Source organism: Clostridium sp. HBUAS56017 (assembly GCF_007115085.1).
Classification (GTDB): Bacteria; Bacillota; Clostridia; order Clostridiales; family Clostridiaceae; genus Clostridium; species Clostridium cibarium.
The window spans coordinates 268,831-286,602 of sequence record NZ_SULK01000003.1 but is presented as its reverse complement, the minus strand read 5'-3'; the positions used below and the strand labels follow the sequence as shown (position 1 = coordinate 286,602).

Annotated in this window: 15 protein-coding genes; 8 read left to right on the top strand and 7 right to left on the bottom strand. The window is 29.7% G+C overall.

Annotated features, from left to right (window positions below; translation table 11 throughout):
• Positions 1 to 42: 42 nt before the first annotated feature.
• Positions 43 to 837 carry an HAD family hydrolase gene (locus FAY47_RS05060; protein WP_143315351.1) on the bottom strand — a complete coding sequence of 265 codons (795 nt, stop codon included), beginning with the start codon at positions 835 to 837 and terminating at the stop codon, positions 43 to 45.
• A gap of 242 nt (positions 838 to 1,079) precedes the next feature.
• Here FAY47_RS05060 and FAY47_RS05055 point away from each other — a divergent pair, with 242 nt between their 5' ends.
• The 4 genes from FAY47_RS05055 (at position 1,080) to FAY47_RS05040 (ending at position 3,599) form a co-directional block, all read left to right on the top strand.
• The gene (locus FAY47_RS05055; RefSeq protein ID WP_143315350.1) at positions 1,080 to 1,502 is read left to right on the top strand and encodes a YjdF family protein; all 423 of its coding nucleotides are present in this window, start codon (positions 1,080 to 1,082) and stop codon (positions 1,500 to 1,502) included.
• A gap of 144 nt (positions 1,503 to 1,646) precedes the next feature.
• Positions 1,647 to 2,225 (top strand): DJ-1/PfpI family protein, encoded by a 579-nt coding sequence (locus tag FAY47_RS05050; protein WP_143315349.1) that lies wholly within the window; start codon positions 1,647 to 1,649, stop codon positions 2,223 to 2,225.
• 105 nt (positions 2,226 to 2,330) lie between these two features.
• Positions 2,331 to 3,242, top strand: coding sequence for a ribonuclease Z (locus FAY47_RS05045; protein ID WP_143315348.1), 912 nt, complete (start codon positions 2,331 to 2,333; stop codon positions 3,240 to 3,242).
• 30 nt (positions 3,243 to 3,272) lie between these two features.
• On the top strand, positions 3,273 to 3,599 hold the full coding sequence (locus tag FAY47_RS05040; RefSeq protein WP_143315347.1) for a hypothetical protein: 327 nt from the start codon (positions 3,273 to 3,275) through the stop codon (positions 3,597 to 3,599).
• Positions 3,600 to 3,645: 46 nt separating this feature from the next.
• On the opposite strand, the gene glgB is transcribed toward FAY47_RS05040, so the two are convergent.
• The 5 genes from glgB to FAY47_RS05015 all read right to left on the bottom strand — a co-directional run bounded on the left by glgB (position 3,646) and on the right by FAY47_RS05015 (position 10,350).
• Positions 3,646 to 5,475, bottom strand: coding sequence for a 1,4-alpha-glucan branching protein GlgB (glgB, locus tag FAY47_RS05035; protein ID WP_143315346.1), 1,830 nt, complete (start codon positions 5,473 to 5,475; stop codon positions 3,646 to 3,648).
• Between the two features lie 96 nt (positions 5,476 to 5,571).
• Complete coding sequence (locus FAY47_RS05030) at positions 5,572 to 7,137, bottom strand: DNA mismatch repair protein MutS (RefSeq protein ID WP_143315345.1); 1,566 nt, start codon at positions 7,135 to 7,137, stop codon at positions 5,572 to 5,574.
• A 100-nt stretch (positions 7,138 to 7,237) separates the two neighbouring features.
• Positions 7,238 to 8,809 carry a DNA mismatch repair protein MutS gene (locus FAY47_RS05025; protein ID WP_143315344.1) on the bottom strand — a complete coding sequence of 524 codons (1,572 nt, stop codon included), beginning with the start codon at positions 8,807 to 8,809 and terminating at the stop codon, positions 7,238 to 7,240.
• Between the two features lie 82 nt (positions 8,810 to 8,891).
• The gene (locus FAY47_RS05020; protein WP_143315343.1) at positions 8,892 to 9,842 is read right to left on the bottom strand and encodes a phosphoglycerate dehydrogenase; all 951 of its coding nucleotides are present in this window, start codon (positions 9,840 to 9,842) and stop codon (positions 8,892 to 8,894) included.
• Positions 9,843 to 9,957: 115 nt separating this feature from the next.
• The gene (locus FAY47_RS05015; RefSeq protein ID WP_143315342.1) at positions 9,958 to 10,350 is read right to left on the bottom strand and encodes a hypothetical protein; all 393 of its coding nucleotides are present in this window, start codon (positions 10,348 to 10,350) and stop codon (positions 9,958 to 9,960) included.
• 129 nt (positions 10,351 to 10,479) lie between these two features.
• On the opposite strand from FAY47_RS05015, the gene FAY47_RS05010 reads away from it, so the two are divergent.
• Complete coding sequence (locus FAY47_RS05010; protein ID WP_143315341.1) at positions 10,480 to 10,842, top strand: hypothetical protein; 363 nt, start codon at positions 10,480 to 10,482, stop codon at positions 10,840 to 10,842.
• A gap of 38 nt (positions 10,843 to 10,880) precedes the next feature.
• On the opposite strand, the gene FAY47_RS05005 is transcribed toward FAY47_RS05010, so the two are convergent.
• Complete coding sequence (locus FAY47_RS05005; protein ID WP_143315340.1) at positions 10,881 to 11,729, bottom strand: DegV family protein; 849 nt, start codon at positions 11,727 to 11,729, stop codon at positions 10,881 to 10,883.
• A gap of 336 nt (positions 11,730 to 12,065) precedes the next feature.
• Between FAY47_RS05005 and FAY47_RS05000 the strand changes: the two genes are divergently transcribed.
• From FAY47_RS05000 to nifJ, 3 genes are all read left to right on the top strand, one after another.
• A complete protein-coding gene (locus FAY47_RS05000) occupies positions 12,066 to 12,530 on the top strand; it encodes a MarR family transcriptional regulator (protein ID WP_143315339.1) in 465 nt (154 codons plus the stop codon).
• A complete protein-coding gene (locus FAY47_RS04995; protein ID WP_143315338.1) occupies positions 12,523 to 13,971 on the top strand; it encodes an MFS transporter in 1,449 nt (482 codons plus the stop codon). Before FAY47_RS05000 ends, FAY47_RS04995 begins: the two co-directional genes overlap by 8 nt.
• 167 nt (positions 13,972 to 14,138) lie before the next feature.
• A complete protein-coding gene (gene nifJ / locus FAY47_RS04990; RefSeq protein WP_143315337.1) occupies positions 14,139 to 17,657 on the top strand; it encodes a pyruvate:ferredoxin (flavodoxin) oxidoreductase in 3,519 nt (1,172 codons plus the stop codon).
• Positions 17,658 to 17,772 lie beyond the last annotated feature (115 nt).

Below are 17,772 nucleotides of genomic sequence, written 5' to 3'. Positions count from 1 at the left end.
AATTATTGAAATCCCCCCTATTTTAGAAATAGAGGGGATTTTTTATATTATACTAAAGTGTTTTAAAGCATATTCAATACCGTCATCTTCAATATCTTTAGTAACAAAAGATACTAAATCAAATAATAATGGATTACTATTTCCCATTGCAATACTGTTTTTTACGTACTTGAGCATAGATAAATCATTTGTACTGTCTCCAATTGCATATGTATTTTCAAAAGGAATATTTAAATATTTAATTAGATACTCTATACCAGAAGCTTTTGAAAAGCCTAATGGAACTAATTCGTAAAAATTTTCTCCTCTATGGATAAATTCAAAGATATCTTTATATTTATCATAGAATTCTTCAAAATTACTATTATCATTTGTCCAGATTGTTAGCTTATCAAAATCAATTTGAGAAGAATCCCAAGTTGCTCCATTATATAATTGTTGTTCTCTATGATGAGCCTTTATTTTAAGTAATTCCTTAGAGATAATATTTTCATCTTCTTCATAGTAGATATCTTTTTCACCTTCAAGAATTGCATCAATTTTGCATTTTCTAAGATCTTTAACTACAGCTTTTGATATATTATTGCCTAGTTGCTTAGATAATAATATTGTATTTTTGTATTCTACATAAGTACCACAACCACATATAAACCCATCAAAACCAAGCTCTTTTATAAAAGAATCTATGCTTCTTATAGGTCTGCCAGTATTAATTATGGCTAAATGACCATTTTTTTGAGCTTTTTTTATAGCTCTCTTAGTGCTGTCTGGAATTTTTAATGTATTTTCAGTAAGTATTGTTCCATCGATGTCAAAAAAAACTATTTTTGATTTCATTATGTTCTCCTTTAAACTTGTCCATCGTTAATCTATATATTTATTATATATTATTAAGAAAGTTTATTACAACTATAAGAGAGGTTATGATGCTTTGATTTTAAATTAAATTACATTATAATATAAATAGAGATAAAAACACAGTTCTGTTGGTAGTCAGAACCTATAATAAATTATAGCAGTAACCTGCCCTCCTGGGGTTGTCCGTTCTCAATTATTTTTATTAACAGGAGGATTTAATTATGTTATCAATAATTAAATTAACAGTTCTTTTTAGTGATCCTTTTTGGATTGGAATTTTTGAAGTAGAGGATGGAAATAGAATAAAAGTATGTAAAGTAACCTTTGGTACAGAGCCAAAAGATTATGAAGTATATGAATTTATTCTAAGCAATTTTAACTCATTAAATTTTAGTAATTCTATGTCAATGAATGATGAAAAAATTATTAAGAAAAGAGTGAATTTCAAAAGGCTTTTAAGAGAAACAAGAAAAGAGACTTTGCAAAAAGGAATAGGTACTAAAGCGCAGGAAGCTTTAAAACTACAATATGAAAAGAACAAGGAAGAACGTAAGAAAGAAACGAAGGATGAGAGAGAACTAAATAAGAAAAGAAAGTATTGTCTTAAGCAGAAGAAAAAGCTAGAAAAGCATAAAGGACATTAATTTCAATGAAAAAAGTGTTAATTCTACAAAAGAAGGACACTTTTTTTGTTAACTACTAAATAATTAATGAATATAATTTGATAAGATTTCTATAAATGTTATAATTATGTATAAGGGTATAGTTTTAAATAACGGAGGGATAACATGACTAAAAAAATATTACTATTATTAGGTGATTATACAGAGGATTATGAAACAATGGTTCCGTATATTTTGCTTAAAACATTGGGTTACGAAGTTCATACAGTTTGTCCAGATAAAAAGGCTGGAGATTATGTAAAAACTGCAATTCATGATTTTGAAGGTGATCAAACTTATACAGAAAAGAGAGGCCATAATTTTGTTTTAAATAAGGATTTCACTGAGGTATGTTTAGGAGATTATGATGGATTATATATTTCAGGTGGAAGATCTCCTGAATACTTAAGGAATAATGAAGATGTCGTAAATATTGCTAAATATTTTTTAACTAATAGCAAACCAATAGCTGCAATTTGTCATGGTCCACAAATTTTAGTAGCAACTGGTATGTTAAGAGGAAGAAAACTTACGGCATATCCATCAGTAGCACCTGAAATCAGAGCATGTGGTGCAGAATATATTGAAGTTCAAGGGGATAATGCTGTGGTAGATGAAAATTTAGTTACTTCACCTTCATGGGCTGCACATACATCTATATTATCAGAATTTTTAATTTTACTTGGAGCAAAAATTAAATTATAGAAATTAAAACATCAAGGATATAATATAATAATTCCTTGATGTTTTGTTTTTCAAAGATAATATTATAAGAAAGTGTGATATGATATATTTTGAGGTGAATTAAATATGATTGATTTAACACTTTTAGGTTGTGGAGGAGGAATGCCAACACCAAATAGATATCTATCATCATTGCTAATAAATTATAAGGGAAGAAAAATATTAATAGATTGTGGAGAAGGTACTCAAGTATCAATGAAGATTGCTAATACTGGGTTTAAAGCTATAGATATCATTTGTATAACACACATTCATGGTGATCATATAATAGGATTGCCAGGGCTACTCGGCACAATTGGGAATAGCGGTAGAACAGAACCTGTTATAATAATAGGACCACATGGAATTAAAGAAGCTGTAGAAGGGCTTATGACTATAGCTAAATATCTTCCATATGAAGTTCGGGTTATTGAATCACCTAAAGAGGATTTGAATTTTATTGATGAAGATATAAAGATATCTACTTTAGAATTAGATCATTCTTCTCCCTGTATTGGATATAGTTTTTACTTTAGTAGAAGTCCTAAATTTGATGTGGAAAAAGCTTTGGAAAATAATGTTCCAAAATATTTATGGAATAAACTGCAAAAATCTAATGAAGAAATAATTGAAAATGGAATTACTTATTCAAGGTCTTTAGTAATGGGAGAAGATAGGAAAGGTATAAAACTTAGCTTTATAACAGATACAAGACCAATTGAAACCATTTCTAAATTCATTGATAATAGTGATTTGTTAGTAAGCGAAGGAACATATGGGGATGACTTAGATGAGAAAAAAGCTATTAAAAACAAGCATATGACCTTTAGGGAAGCAGCAACTTTAGCTAAAAGTGCATCAGTTAAAACTATGGTGTTAACACATTTTGGAACAGCTATGGCTGAACCAAAAGATTTTTTAGATAATGCTACAGAGGTTTTCGAAAATACTATTATTGGAGAAGATAGAATGACATTTGAATTGAAATTTGAAGACTAGTGAAAACATATGAAAGGAAAGTAGTTAATTATGATTAAAGCATTAGAAGCTGCAAAGAAATTAAATTTATATTTAAAAATTGTAACAACAACATCATCTTTTGAGAACTATAATAGTTTTTTTAATATATATAGTGAAATGGAAGAACCATGTAGAAGGGTAGCAGTTCTAACTCCGTATAAAGATTTAGAAGAAGTAACAGAAGTTGATTTTAATAAACCAATTAAGAAATATGATCTTATAGATAATAATCTATGGATAGAAGAATATCCTTTAACAACTAATCCGAAAACAATTAATTTGGAGGATATTTTCATACCGGAAGAGGCATATAATCTTTTAAAGAATCACATATGACGTAAAAACTAGATAGTTTTATAAAAAGCTATCTAGTTTTTTATAGTTAATTAATTTGAAAAATGCAACTTGTATATGGGGCTAAGTCAATTAAAATGGAGTGTTTTTTATTATTTGCAGATATAGGCTCGCTAAAAATTTGTTTAGAGTTTACTATATTGCAGCCTCCATAAATATCTAATTCACTATTAATAATTTCTTTAGCACTACATTCGTGATCTAAACCAAGTCTGAAATTTTTATAATGATTACTTGACATATTGAGAATAATTAAAAGCTTTTCTTTTTCACTATATCTCATATATGAGTATACACTCGCATCTTTATTATCAGCATCTATCCACTTAAAGCTAGCTTCATCATAATCTTTTTCATAAAGGGCGGAATGAGAAGAGTAGATTTTGCTTAACTCCTTAAAATATCTATTAAATGAGTCGTGAGATGGATATTTTAATAAAAACCAATCATTTTCTTTATTTTCATCCCATTCTCTAAATTGAGCGATTTCGTTGCTCATAAAGTTTAATTTCTTACCAGGATGGGTGAACATATAAGTAAACAATGTCTTGCATTGAGCAAATTTTTCCTCATAAGTACCCCAAAGCTTATCTATTATAGATTTTTTACCATGAACTACTTCATCATGAGATAAGGATAAAAGGTAATTTTCATAATAAAAATAACTCATTGAAAAATTAATTAAGTTATGGTTAAATTTTCTTTCCCAAGGTGGAGTAGCAAAGTAATTTAAGGTATCGTGCATCCAACCTAAGTCCCATTTATAATCAAAACCTAGCCCACCATAAGGTGTGGGAGCAGTAACTTTAATATAATTACTAGAATCTTCAGCTATAAGCATGACTTCAGGGTACATGCTATTTAAACCGTAATTCATTTTTCGCAAGAAATCAACACCACCGATATTTACACCTCTTTTTGAATCTCCTTGCCAATATATAGCGTTAGATATGGCATCCATTCTAAGCCCATCAACATGATAAACATCCAGCCAGAAAGTAGCTGCACTCATCAAAAAACTTACGACAGTAGGGTTGTAGTAGTTAAAGTTACAGGAACCCCATTCATTATCTGCTACATCGTCATATTCATATTCATAAAGTGCAGTACCATCAAATTTAGCTAATGAAAAATTATCGCGAACAAAGTGCACGGGAACGAAATCTAAAATGACTCCAATATTATTCTTATGACATTTATCAATAAAGAGCATTAATTCTTTAGTAGTTCCATATCTAGAAGTAGGGCTAAAATAACCTGAACTTTGGTAGCCCCAAGAGCCATCAAAAGGGTGTTCGTTTAGAGGCATAATTTCAATATGGGTAAAGTTATTTGATTTTAAATGACTAATTAATTCATCAGATATTTCAGTATAATTATAATATTCATCTTTATTTGGCTTTTTCCATGATCCCAGATGAAGCTCATAAATACTAATAGGATTATTATAATTTTTAGATCTAGCTCTCATCCACTCATCATCAGTAAATAAAGAATTATTTAAGTCAACTATATAGGAAGCTGTATTTGGTCGAAGTTCACTAAAAAAGCCGTAAGGATCGCACTTATCACAAATCACTCCTGTAGATTGAAAAATACGATATTTATACATCATTCCTTCTTTTGCTTCAGGAACAAATAATGTATAAGTGCCTTTTTCATCTAAATTGACCATTTCATAATTTTCGCCTGTCCATTTATTAAATTCTCCAATGACTTGGACACCTTTTGCTTTAGGCGCATAGACAGTAAATCTAACTCCTAATACACCTGACTCATGAGTTAGGTGAGCCCCAAAGTATTTGTAAGCGTGAAAACAGTTTCCAGAATAAAAACTATTAAGTAATTCATTTCTCATATATCATACCTCTCTTTCTTACCACCAATATATTATAAGGTGAATTTACAAAAAAAGTAAATGATATAAATGTAAATTTTTTAAAACATAATTAGTTTAAATAAAGTTAGTGCTTAGAGATTTTGCTCTTTTATAGGCACCTTTAGTTATTTCTTTTGGGAATCCTGTATAGTCTAGAAGTTTTATAGCATTTCTAGTTTTGGAAATGCCTTCTTTTAGTTTGTAATCAAAATTTAACCCAGTACTGATATTTACGTTTTCACTAAAGAAATAAAAATTATATTTTCCATTTAGCAAATTAGATAATTCTCTATCGTGAGTAGCAACTATACATATGGCATTTTTTCTATTTATATAATTTAATATTTCAGCAGATGAAGCTATTCTTTCAATTGGATTAGTACCTCTAAATATTTCATCTATAGGACAGAAGACTGGAATATAATCATTTAGTGATTTAAGGATTCTTAATATAGATTCAGCTTCAGATATATAATAGCTTTTGTTATTGTTTATATCATCTTTTGGACTTATTGAAGAAATAATGTTAAAGAAACAAGCTTCGTAACTTTTGGCTAGTACGAAGTTAAAGGTTTGAGCTAATAAAATATTAACAGTTATCATTCTTAAAAAGGTAGATTTTCCAGACATATTTGTGCCTGTTAAAACTATGCCTTTATGGTATATTGTAATAGAATTTGCAACAGGATTATCTAATAATGGATGAATTCCTTCAGTTATTTTTATTGTAGTTTTATCTATAAAGAGCGGAGTAGTACATTTATCTTTATTACTTTCTATATAGCTTGCAATAGATATTAAAGCATCTATTTCTCCAGCTGCTGAATATAAAGAAAGAATTGTATCTCTTTTTTCAATAAATCTTCCACTTATTTTATAGTATGTAGTAGCTTCTAGTAAAAAAGGAACAGAGAGAAATTCCATTATTCCACCTAGTCCTGTTATAATATTAATGAATTTAATTGATCGGTTAATTGATTTTAGTTCATTTAAAAGTAAATTAATTCTTTTAGTTAAAGGAGATAAATTTAAATTATCTATTTTAGAAAGTTTTATAGAAGAGAGAAGTAGCTTACCTAGATATACTATTCCAGTTGCTTTTACAGTATTTTTTTCTTTTTCTTGAATACGAATATTGATGTTTATTAGTATGAAGATTAGAAAAATAAATTTAGGTTCCTTAAATATTATAGCAAGGATAGATAACAATAGGGGGAGGATTTGCCCTAGGAATTTATATAAAAGAAATTTAAATTTATTTACAGAAAGTAAGCCTTCAATCATTTCAATAAGATTATTATTAGAATCGAAACCCATATAAAATAAAATATATCTTAGATGTGCTCTTAAATCTGTATTTTCTCTAAATAACTTTATATACTTTTCTCTATCTTGTAGTTTGTTTTTGTCCATAAGAGGATTTCTTAGCATATGGTAAAGCATAGCCTCACCAGCAGTTGAACATGTCCTATCTAGTTTTGTAAAAATATCATCCATTAATAGATCATCCCAAGTTGTTTCGTCAATAGTATATTTGTTTTTTTTAGACAAATCGAAAAGTTTTCTGATTTTATTCATATTTCTTCTTTTTTCTTTAGGACGTGTAAAATCTGAGGACAGTATTCTTTTTACAGAATTCATAAAAATTCTCCTTTATATTAAGTTTTGTAGCTACGTAGATTTTTTCAGTTATATATAATGATGAATAATAGAAAAGAAGCCAGAGGCTTCTTTAAATTATTTAAATAAAATTAGTGTTAAGAGTTTCCGCTTTCTTATATGCTGCTTCAATTATTTCTTTAGGATAGCCTATGTAATCTAGAAGCTTTATTGCATTTCTAGTATTTGAAATACCTTCTTTTAGTTTATAATCAAAACTTAATCCTTCAGTGTTATTAACATCTTCGCTAAAGTAATAAAAATCATATTGGTCTTTTAGCATCTCAGATAATTCTCTATCATGGGTAGCTACGATACATATAGCATTTCTTCTATTTATGTAACTTAATATTTCAGCAGAAGAAGATATTCTTTCTATAGGGTTAGTACCTCTAAATATTTCATCAATAGGACAGAAAACTGGTATATCACTATCTAGAGCTTTAATTATTCTTAATACTGATTCTGCTTCAGATAGGTAGTAACTCTTTCCAGAATTAATATCATCCTTAGGACTAATAGATGACACTATATTTAAAAAACAAGCTTCATATTCCTTAGCTAGTACAAAATTAAAAGTTTGTGCTAATAGAATATTTGTACTCATCATTCTTAAGAATGTAGATTTTCCAGACATATTCGTTCCAGTAAGAACTATACCGTTTTTTTCAATTGATATAGAATTTGCAACAGGTTTATTTAATAGTGGGTGAATACCATCCACAATCTTTAAGGTAGTATTATCTAAAAATTTTGGAGTAGCACAATTTGATATATTGATTTCTTTATAACTAGCAATAGATATTAAAGCATCGATTTCGCCAATTAAATAATATAAAGTAAGAATTTTATCTTCACTATTTGATAAAATACCGCTGATTTTATAATAATTTGTGACTTCTAGTAAAAAAGGTACAGATAAATATTCTAAAATTTCACCATATCCAGTGATAAACTTAATGAATTGAGTAGATCTATCTATGGATTTAATTTCTTTATCATTTAAAGCAGACTTAATTTTCTTAGTCATAGAAGCTAGAGCTAGATTATCTTCTTTAGAAATTTTATTTGCTGCAGTTAATAAATCTCTAAGATAAATGATTCCGGTAGCAGTTACATTGTTTTTTTCTTTATGAGTTATATAAATATTAAGGTAAACTAATATGAAAAAACCAAATGCAAATCTTGGTTCTTTAAAAGCAAAGGCTAGAATTATTAATAATAATGGAACTATTTGCCCAAGTATCATATAAAGAAAGAATTTTGCCTTACTTACGGCAAGAGAACCTTCAAGCATTTCAATAAGCCTATTTTTAGAGTCGAAACCCATATTAAATAGTATGTACCTTATATTACCACTTAGTTCTTTGTTTTTTCTAAATAATTCAATTAAGTTTTCTCTTTTCTCTAATTTATCCTTATCCATTAATGGATTCCTCAGCATACTATATAAAGCTGCTTCCCCTGAACTAGAATAGGTTCTATCTAATTTAGTAAAGACATCATTCATCATTAAATCATCCCAAGTATTATCATCAATTGTGTATTCATTTTTATAGGATAAGTCAAAAAGAGCTCTTATTTTAGTAAAGTTTCTTTTAGAATCCTTAGTTCGGGTAAAATCTGATAAAATTAGTTTTTTTATTGTATTCATAAGAATCTTCCTTTCCTTCATAGGTCTTGTCCATATATGGAAAGTATACCAGTATAAGTAGTGAAAATAAAGTATTTACAATTTAAATAATAAATTTATTGTCTATAACACCATTAAAATAATCAACAATTAAATTAGCTGCAAGAAGGTTCATGCTGTAGAATGTATCATAAGTAAAAGTTCCAGCATGAGGAGATAATATTACATTATCTAGTTTTAAAACAGGGGAATCTAAGCAAGGCTCTTCTTGAAAAACATCTAAGGCAGCGCCAGATATAATTCTGTTTTTTAAAGCTAGTGCTAAATCTTCTTCATTAACTATAGACCCTCTAGCGGTGTTAATAAACATGGCTGTTTTTTTCATTTTTTTAAACTTGTCATATGTGAACATGTTTTTAGTTTCTTCAGTAGATGGCATATGAAGTGAAACAAAATCACTAATTTTCAATAGTTCATCTAATGTAACATAACGAATGTTATATCTTTCTTCTAATTCAATTTTTCTATGAGGGCAATAATAAACTAAATTCATATCAAAAACTGAAGCTTTTCTTGCTACTTCTTGTCCTATGTTGCCAAAACCAACTAGCCCAAGGGTGGTTCCTTTAAGTCCTGATGAAAGTCTTTTATTCCAAATTCCATTATGGATATCTCTAGAATGTTCTTCTAGTTTTCTAGTTAAGGCCAAAATAAAGGCCATAGTAAGTTCTGAAACAGAAGATTCAACAGTACCTAATGTACGAGCAATGGTTATATTATTAATGTGGCAGTAATCAACATCTATGCTATCATAGCCAACACCTCGCCTAGCGATAAATTTCAAATTTGGAATCTTTTCTAATACTTTTTTATCTAAGGTTTCAGTGCCAACAAGTAGTGCGTCAGCATCTTTAATAAACTCTATGTATTCTTCTTCATTCTTTATATTTTTAAATGGTTTTTCTTTTACATCAAAGCCATTTTTTTTTAAAAGTTCTAAAGGTTCATTATTTAAATTTGATACATCACTAGCGGTGATTCTAACGTTATACATAATAATTCCTCCTAAATGTAATTGAAAATATTATAACATACTAAAATAAACATACTAAACTTAGCTAGGGATATGTCTTTTATGATGCTAAGCTTAATATGTTTATTATAATAATTTATTTATTGCAATTACAACAAGTTTGCGTATTATAGCAATCACATGGTGAGTAAACGAATATAACTGTGAATTTATAACATGTGCAACCATCATCTGCTGTAAAGGATAGAGTGTCCATTGTTCCAGGCCTTATGCAATTATATGCATCTAAAACTATACCTGAATCATAAGTTGTGTAAACTCCTAAGTCACCACATATTTTTTTGGTACATGGATCATATTTTCTCCCAGTATAAGTTATTGTAATGGGGCCGTTACATTTACTTGAAGTAGCGGTGAAATACTGTGGTTTGCCAGAACATACATATATTATTTTATTTTTAGGGTCGAAGTTTACGTCTAATCTACAGTTTGCGATGATAGATTTACAGGATGGAGAAGGTTTTTCCATCTTTTTTTCCTCCTAAAAGTGCATAAATTTCTTTTTATTTTATTCTATGGGGAAGGTTCAGCAATTGGTACAAAATATGAAGAAAAAGCATAGTATATTTTGTAAGAAGTTGCAGGGAGGATGTTAATTATGAAGGAAGAGGAGCAGGGTAGAGATACATGTGAATTTAAGATACATCCAAATAATTTTAAAGTTGAAATAAGTGAAATAAAACCTATATGTGCATATGGATGTATACCGGTGATATTGGACATAAAAGTAAGAAATTGTAGTAGAGCAAAGAGTTCTGTAAAGATTAAATTAAATCCATGTAATGGTATTTTGTACTTTGTAGAACCATCCACTTATATATATAAGGCTAAAAGAGGATTTTGTGGTATGGATATTTTCCAATTATGTTTTAGAGATGAGTATGGGGAAGAATCTATAGAAAGTATATTAGTTAATGTGAAAAGAGCAAGAAGGTCATGTAAACATAAGATAAAAAAATAAACTGAGTATTCCCTCAGTTTATTTTTTATATAAAATTATTAATACATCTTTTCAACTATAAGTCCAACTAAACCAGGTCCGGTATGTACTCCAAGAGAAGGAGCAATACATCCTCCTAGGGTACATTCAATAATATTAGGGAAATCTTTTATTGATTGATATAATACTTTTGCTTTTTCAGGAGCACCTCCATTTAGAACCCATACTTTACATTTACCTTTCTCAAGATATGGTTTTAGTAAAGTAGAAAGTTTTGATATAGATTGTTTGACTCCTCTAACTTTAGCAGCAGTATGATATATTCCGTCATTCCCAACTGTTATTATTGGTTTTAAGTTGAGGGTAGTAGCAATTGTACCTGCAACTTTACCAATTCTACCTCCCTTAATTAAATATTCTAAAGTATCTATTGTAAAAAATACATCTATTTTATCCCTTAAGCTTGGTAGAAACTCAGTAATTTCTTTAAAGGATTTACCTTCTTTTATTAGATTAGCTGTTTCAATTACCATAGCACCTTCAGACATAGTTAAAGTCATAGAATCAAATACAAAAGTTTCTATTCCATTAACACTTTCAGCAGCTAGTCTTGCAGAGTTATAAGTACCAGAAAGGCCGCTTGATATTGTTATTATAATGGCATGAGTATAACCTTCATCCTTTAATGAAGTCAATAATTCTGCAAATTTGTCTGTACTAGGTAAAGAAGTTGTAGGAACTTCTTTTGGTAAAAGTTCATAAAGCATCTCAGATGTCAATTCTATAGCATCATTATATTCTCTATCAGAAAAAATAATTTTAAAAGGTACTACCTTTATATTATTTTCTTTTACAAAATCTAAGCTTACATCTGAAGCACTATCTGTTATTAACGCTATTTTTTCCATTATGAATTCTCCTTTATGTATCTTAAATTAAGATGTCAATTTTATTTCACTTATTCATAAAAGTTTTGATCTTTGTATATTTAGTATAACATAACTTAGATATACATCGTAACCATAAAAGTAAATTTGTACAATAACTGATTTAAATTGGCTCGCATTATAAGATAAGTTCAATATGTTTTTATCCAATAATCTTTGAATATTATAAATATTGATTTTATTTGTCTATTTTTAACTAATTATAAATCATATAAAAATAAGGGTCAAATGGATAGAATGGTTGACTAATCAACTATTCTATGATAATTTATTATTTGGAAAGCAAAAGGAGGAAACATGAATAGCAAATTTAGAGATTTAATTAGATTAACCAATAATATATATAGATACACTCAAGTATATTTAGATAAGAAATTAGAAAAGCTAAATATTACAACTGGAAGTTATCCATATTTGTTAGTGTTAAACAAGAATGAAGGCATTAGTCAAAATGAGATAAGTAGAGAGCTTAATGTGGATAAAGCTATGTCTGCAAGAATAATAAAAAAACTAATTGAGTTAGAATATGTTAGAAAAGAAGAAAATGAAAAAGATATACGTGCATATAAATTATTTTTAACTAAAAGAGGAAGAGAAGTAATCCCTGAAATTCATAATATTATAGAAGAGTGGACTAATATGATAATTCAGGGAAATGAAGAAGAACAAATTGAAAGTTCTATAGAATTTCTAGATAAGGTATTAGAGAATGCTAAAGAAATTAAAAAGAACTGCTGTGAAAGGATGAAAAATATTGAATAATAAAGAAGATGAAATATATAAAAAGCGATGGATTATTCTATTTACAGTGTTATCAGCCACATTCATGTCAACTTTAGATGGTAGTATTGTAAATGTCGCTTTACCTGATATGTCTAATAAATTAAATGTTAGCTCAGCAAGCATTCAGTGGGTAGTTACTAGTTTTTTAATTACAATCGTAGCTACTATTTTAATATTTGGAAGGCTAGGAGATATAAAAGGTAAAACAAAAATATTTAAATTTGGAGTTTTGCTTTTTACATTAGGATCATTACTTTGTGGCTTTACTAATTCCTTATTAGTATTGGTTGTTGCAAGAGTAATTCAAGCCATTGGAGCGGCTGCTACCATGGCAAATAATCAAGGTATTATAACTCAAGTTTTTCCTCCTAATGAACGGGGAAGAGCCCTTGGAATTTTAGGAACTTTTGTTGCGTTGGGAGCCATGGCTGGGCCTCCACTTGGTGGGATAATCGTTTCGGCTGTTAGTTGGGAATATATATTTTTAATAAATGTGCCTATAGGAATAATAGTTTTCATACTTACAATGAAGATTTTTCCAAAGTCAGACAAAGAAATAGATGAAAATTTTGATGGAAAAGGAGCTCTTTTATTTGCCATATCAACTGTGGCATTATTTGGTGCTTTAGTACAAGGTCAAACTATTGGGTATAATAATATATATATAATATTGGCATTTATTGTATCAGCTATTACTTTTATAGTGTTTCTTTGGATTGAAAGTAAGATGGAATTACCTCTACTTTACTTAAAGATTTTTTCAAATAGTTTATTTTCAATAAGCATATTATGTGCATTTATATCATTTATTGCAATTAGTGCATCTAATATAATTCTGCCTTTTTATTTTCAAGATGCTTTAAAACTATCACCAGCCACAACAGGATTTTTTATGATGGTTTCACCGCTTGTACTTTCTGTAGTAGCACCTTTTAGCGGGTATTTATCAGATAAAATTGGATCAGAAATACTTACATTAATTGGGCTCACGTTAACCAGTTTAGGTTTATTTCTTATATCAACCTTAAATGAGAACTCACCTGTTATAATGTTAATAGTTTTTATAATAATTATGACTATTGGAAATGGAATGTTCCAATCACCAAATAATTCTTTAGTAATGTCAACTGTAACAAAGGATAAGCTTGGAATTGCAGGTAGTGTAAATGCACTTATTAGAAATCTTGGTATGGTATTTGGTACATCGCTTGCAACTTCTTTACTTTATAGCAGAATGAGCAGCAAAGCTGGATATAGGGTAGTTGATTACATAGTAGGCAGAGATGATATATTTATATATGGGATGAGATGTGTTTATATTTCGGCTTCTATGCTTTGTGTTGTAGGTGCTATAATTACTGGAATACGATTATATAATAGTAAAAAAATTCGTAAATTAAATACAGAATATGAAAGCTAAAATAGAGAAAAAAGCCATAGTGATATGGCTTTTTTTATATGGGAAAATAACATATGTATTTAATAGGATAACTTTTAACTTTTTACATAAGACAAAGTAATAATGGATAAAATACTAAAAGTATATTAACAAAAAAATAATGATATTAAGAACATGAGGTGGATACAATGAAAAAGATGAAAACCATGGATGGAAATACAGCAGCAGCATATATTTCATATGCCTTTACAGAAGTATCTGTAATATTTCCTATTACACCTTCATCTCCAATGGCAGAATATGTAGATAGTTGGAGTGCTCAGGAAAAGAAAAATATATTTGGTAGACCAGTTAAAGTTGTAGAGATGCAATCAGAAGCAGGTGCAGCAGGAGCATTACATGGCTCACTTCAGTCAGGTGCTTTAACAACAACATATACAGCATCGCAAGGGTTGCTACTTATGATACCTAATATATATAGGATAGTTGGAGATAGATTGCCAGGTGTTATTCATGTAGCAGCTAGAGCGCTAACTACATCATCATTAAATATTTTTGGAGATCACCAAGATGTAATGGCTGCAAGACAAACAGGAGTAGTAATGTTAGTAGAAAGTTCTGTTCAGGAAGTTATGGATCTTTCAGCAGTTGCACATTTAGCAGCAATTAAAAGTAGAATGCCATTTCTTAATTTTTTTGATGGATTTAGAACCTCTCATGAAATTCAAAAGATAGAAGTTTTAGAGTACGATGATCTTCAAAAGATGGTTGATCAAAAATCCCTTGAGGATTTTAGAAATAATTCTATGACACCTAATAGTCCAGTAACTAGAGGTATGGCTCAAAATTCAGATGTTTATTTTCAACTTAGGGAAGCAGCTAATAGATTTTATGATGATATTCCAACAGTAGTTGAAGAGTATATGAGTAAAATCACAAGTCTTACAGGTAGGGAATATCATTGTTTTGATTATTATGGGGCACCTGATGCTGATAGGATTATTATTGCAATGGGATCTGTCACAGATGTATGTGAAGAAACTGTTGATTATTTAAATAATAAAGGAGAAAAAGTAGGACTCGTTAGGGTAAGGCTATTTAGACCATTTTCTACTGAAAGGTTACTAAAAGTTATACCTAAATCGGTTAAAAAGATAGCAGTTTTAGATAGAACTAAAGAACCTGGTGCGCCTGGAGAACCTTTATACCTAGATGTAGTTAGAACATTCTTTAGTGAAAAAGAAAGACCTATAATAGTAGGAGGAAGATTTGGACTTGGTTCAAAGGATCCAAATCCAGAAAATATAGCGGCAGTTTATGAAAACTTGACTAAGAATGAGCCCAAAAATAGTTTTACAATTGGAATACTAGATGATGTGACAAATACTTCATTAGAACTTATAAAAGGTATTGATGCAACACCAGAAGGTACAACTCAATGTAAATTTTGGGGTCTTGGATCTGATGGAACCATCGGTGCAAATAAAAGTGCCATAAAAATTATAGGAGATCATACAGAGATGTATGCTCAAGGTTATTTTTTCTATGATTCAAAAAAATCTGGTGGTATAACAATATCTCATTTAAGGTTTGGTAAAAAGCCAATTAAGTCACCTTATTTAATAGATAAAGCTGATTTTGTTGCTTGTCATAATCAAGCATATGTTTATAAATATAATGTAATGGAAGGGCTAAAAGAAAATTCTAAGTTCTTGCTAAATACAATTTGGAGTCCAGAGGAGCTTGAAGAAAGACTTCCAGCAAGAGTAAAGGTGTTTATTGCAGAAAATAATATTGAGTTTTATACAATAAATGCAATAAAGATAGCGCAAGATATAGGTCTTGGTGGAAGAATTAATATGATAATGCAATCAGCTTTTTTTAAACTTACAAATATAATTCCTGTTGAAGATGCTGTTAAATATCTTAAAGAAGCAGTAGTTACTTCATATAGTAAAAAAGGAGAAAAGGTAGTATCTATGAATCATGAAGCAATAGATAAAGGTGTTAATTCAATAATAAAAATTGATGTACCTGCTTCATGGAAAGATGCAAAGGATGATAAGCTTGATATCAAAGAAGATATACCTGACTTTGTAAAAGAAGTAGCTATGCCAATACATAGACAAGAAGGAAATAGTTTGCCAGTTTCTACTTTTGTAAAACATGGAATGGACGATGGATCTTTTAGACAAGGGACTTCAGTCTTCTTTAAAAGAGGTATTGCAGTAAATGTTCCTGAATGGATACCTGAAAACTGTATTCAATGTAATCAGTGTTCGTATGTATGTCCGCATTCAGTAATTAGACCTTTCTTATTAAATGAAGAAGAGAAGAACAATGCGCCAGAAGGAACAAAGCTAGTTGAGGCTAAAGCATTAAAAACTGATGAAAAATATAATTTTTCAATAGGCGTAAGCATTTTAGATTGTACTGGATGTGCAAATTGTGCGGAAGTTTGTCCAGCTCCTGAAAAAGCATTAATTATGAAATCACAAGATTCACAGGCAGAGCAAATTGAAGTATGGGATTATTACATGGAAGGTGTTTCTAAGAAAGAAAATCCAATGAGCAAGTTTACTGTTAAAGGCAGTCAATTTGAAACTCCTCTTCTTGAATTCCACGGAGCTTGTGCTGGTTGTGGAGAACCTGCATATGCTAGAATTATAACTCAATTATTTGGAGATAGGATGATGATAGCCAATGCAACAGGTTGTTCATCAATATGGGCAGGATCTGCAGAAATGAGTGCGTATACAGTAAATAAGGATGGTCATGGTCCAGCCTGGGCTAATTCTTTATTTGAGGATAATGCAGAGTTTGGTTATGGAATGCATTTAGGAAGCACATATATGAGGGAAACAATTGCTGAAGACATTAAAAAAGCTTTAGAATCAGATTTACCTGATGAAACAAAGAATGTTTTAAAAGACTGGTTAGATCACAAAGATTCAGGTGAAGGAACAAGACTTAGAGCAAATAGAGTTATTGAAGTATTACAAAATGAAAACTCTGAAATAGCTAAAAAGATACTTAAAAATAAGGATTACTTAGTAAAGAGAAGTCAATGGCTATTTGGTGGAGATGGATGGGCTTACGATATTGGATATGGTGGACTTGATCATGTATTAGCTTCTGGAGAAGATGTAAATGTATTAGTAATGGATACTGAAATTTATTCCAATACAGGAGGTCAGTCATCAAAATCTACCCCTACAGCAGCAATAGCTAAATTTGCTTCTAGTGGTAAGAGAACAAAGAAAAAGGATCTAGGTGCAATGGCTATGACCTACGGATATATTTATGTTGCTCAAGTTGCTATAGGAGCAGATAAAAATCAAACACTAAAAGCAATTGCAGAAGCTGAAAGCTATAATGGACCATCTTTAATTATTGCTTATGCGCCATGTATATCTCATGGAATTCATGTTGGAATGGCTAATTCTGTAGAAGAAGAGAGAAAAGCGGTACACTGTGGTTATTGGCAACTATATAGATATAATCCTAGTCTTCGAGGTGAAAAGAATCCATTTTCACTTGATTATGCAAAGGAGCCTAATGGTAAGTTCAAAGAATTCTTAATGGGAGAAGTTAGGTATTCATCACTTGCTAAAGCTTTTCCAGAGCAATCTGAAAAGTTGTTTGAAAAGACAGAGCATGATGCAATGGAAAGATTGGATACATACAGAAGGTTAGCAGAAAGATAGTATTTTGAGGGAAGTTAATTACTTCCCTTATTTTTCTGAAAATTATAAGCAGTTATATATTTGTAGTCATATATTGAATAGTAGATTTGTTTAGCAATAACTAAGAGTGGTGATA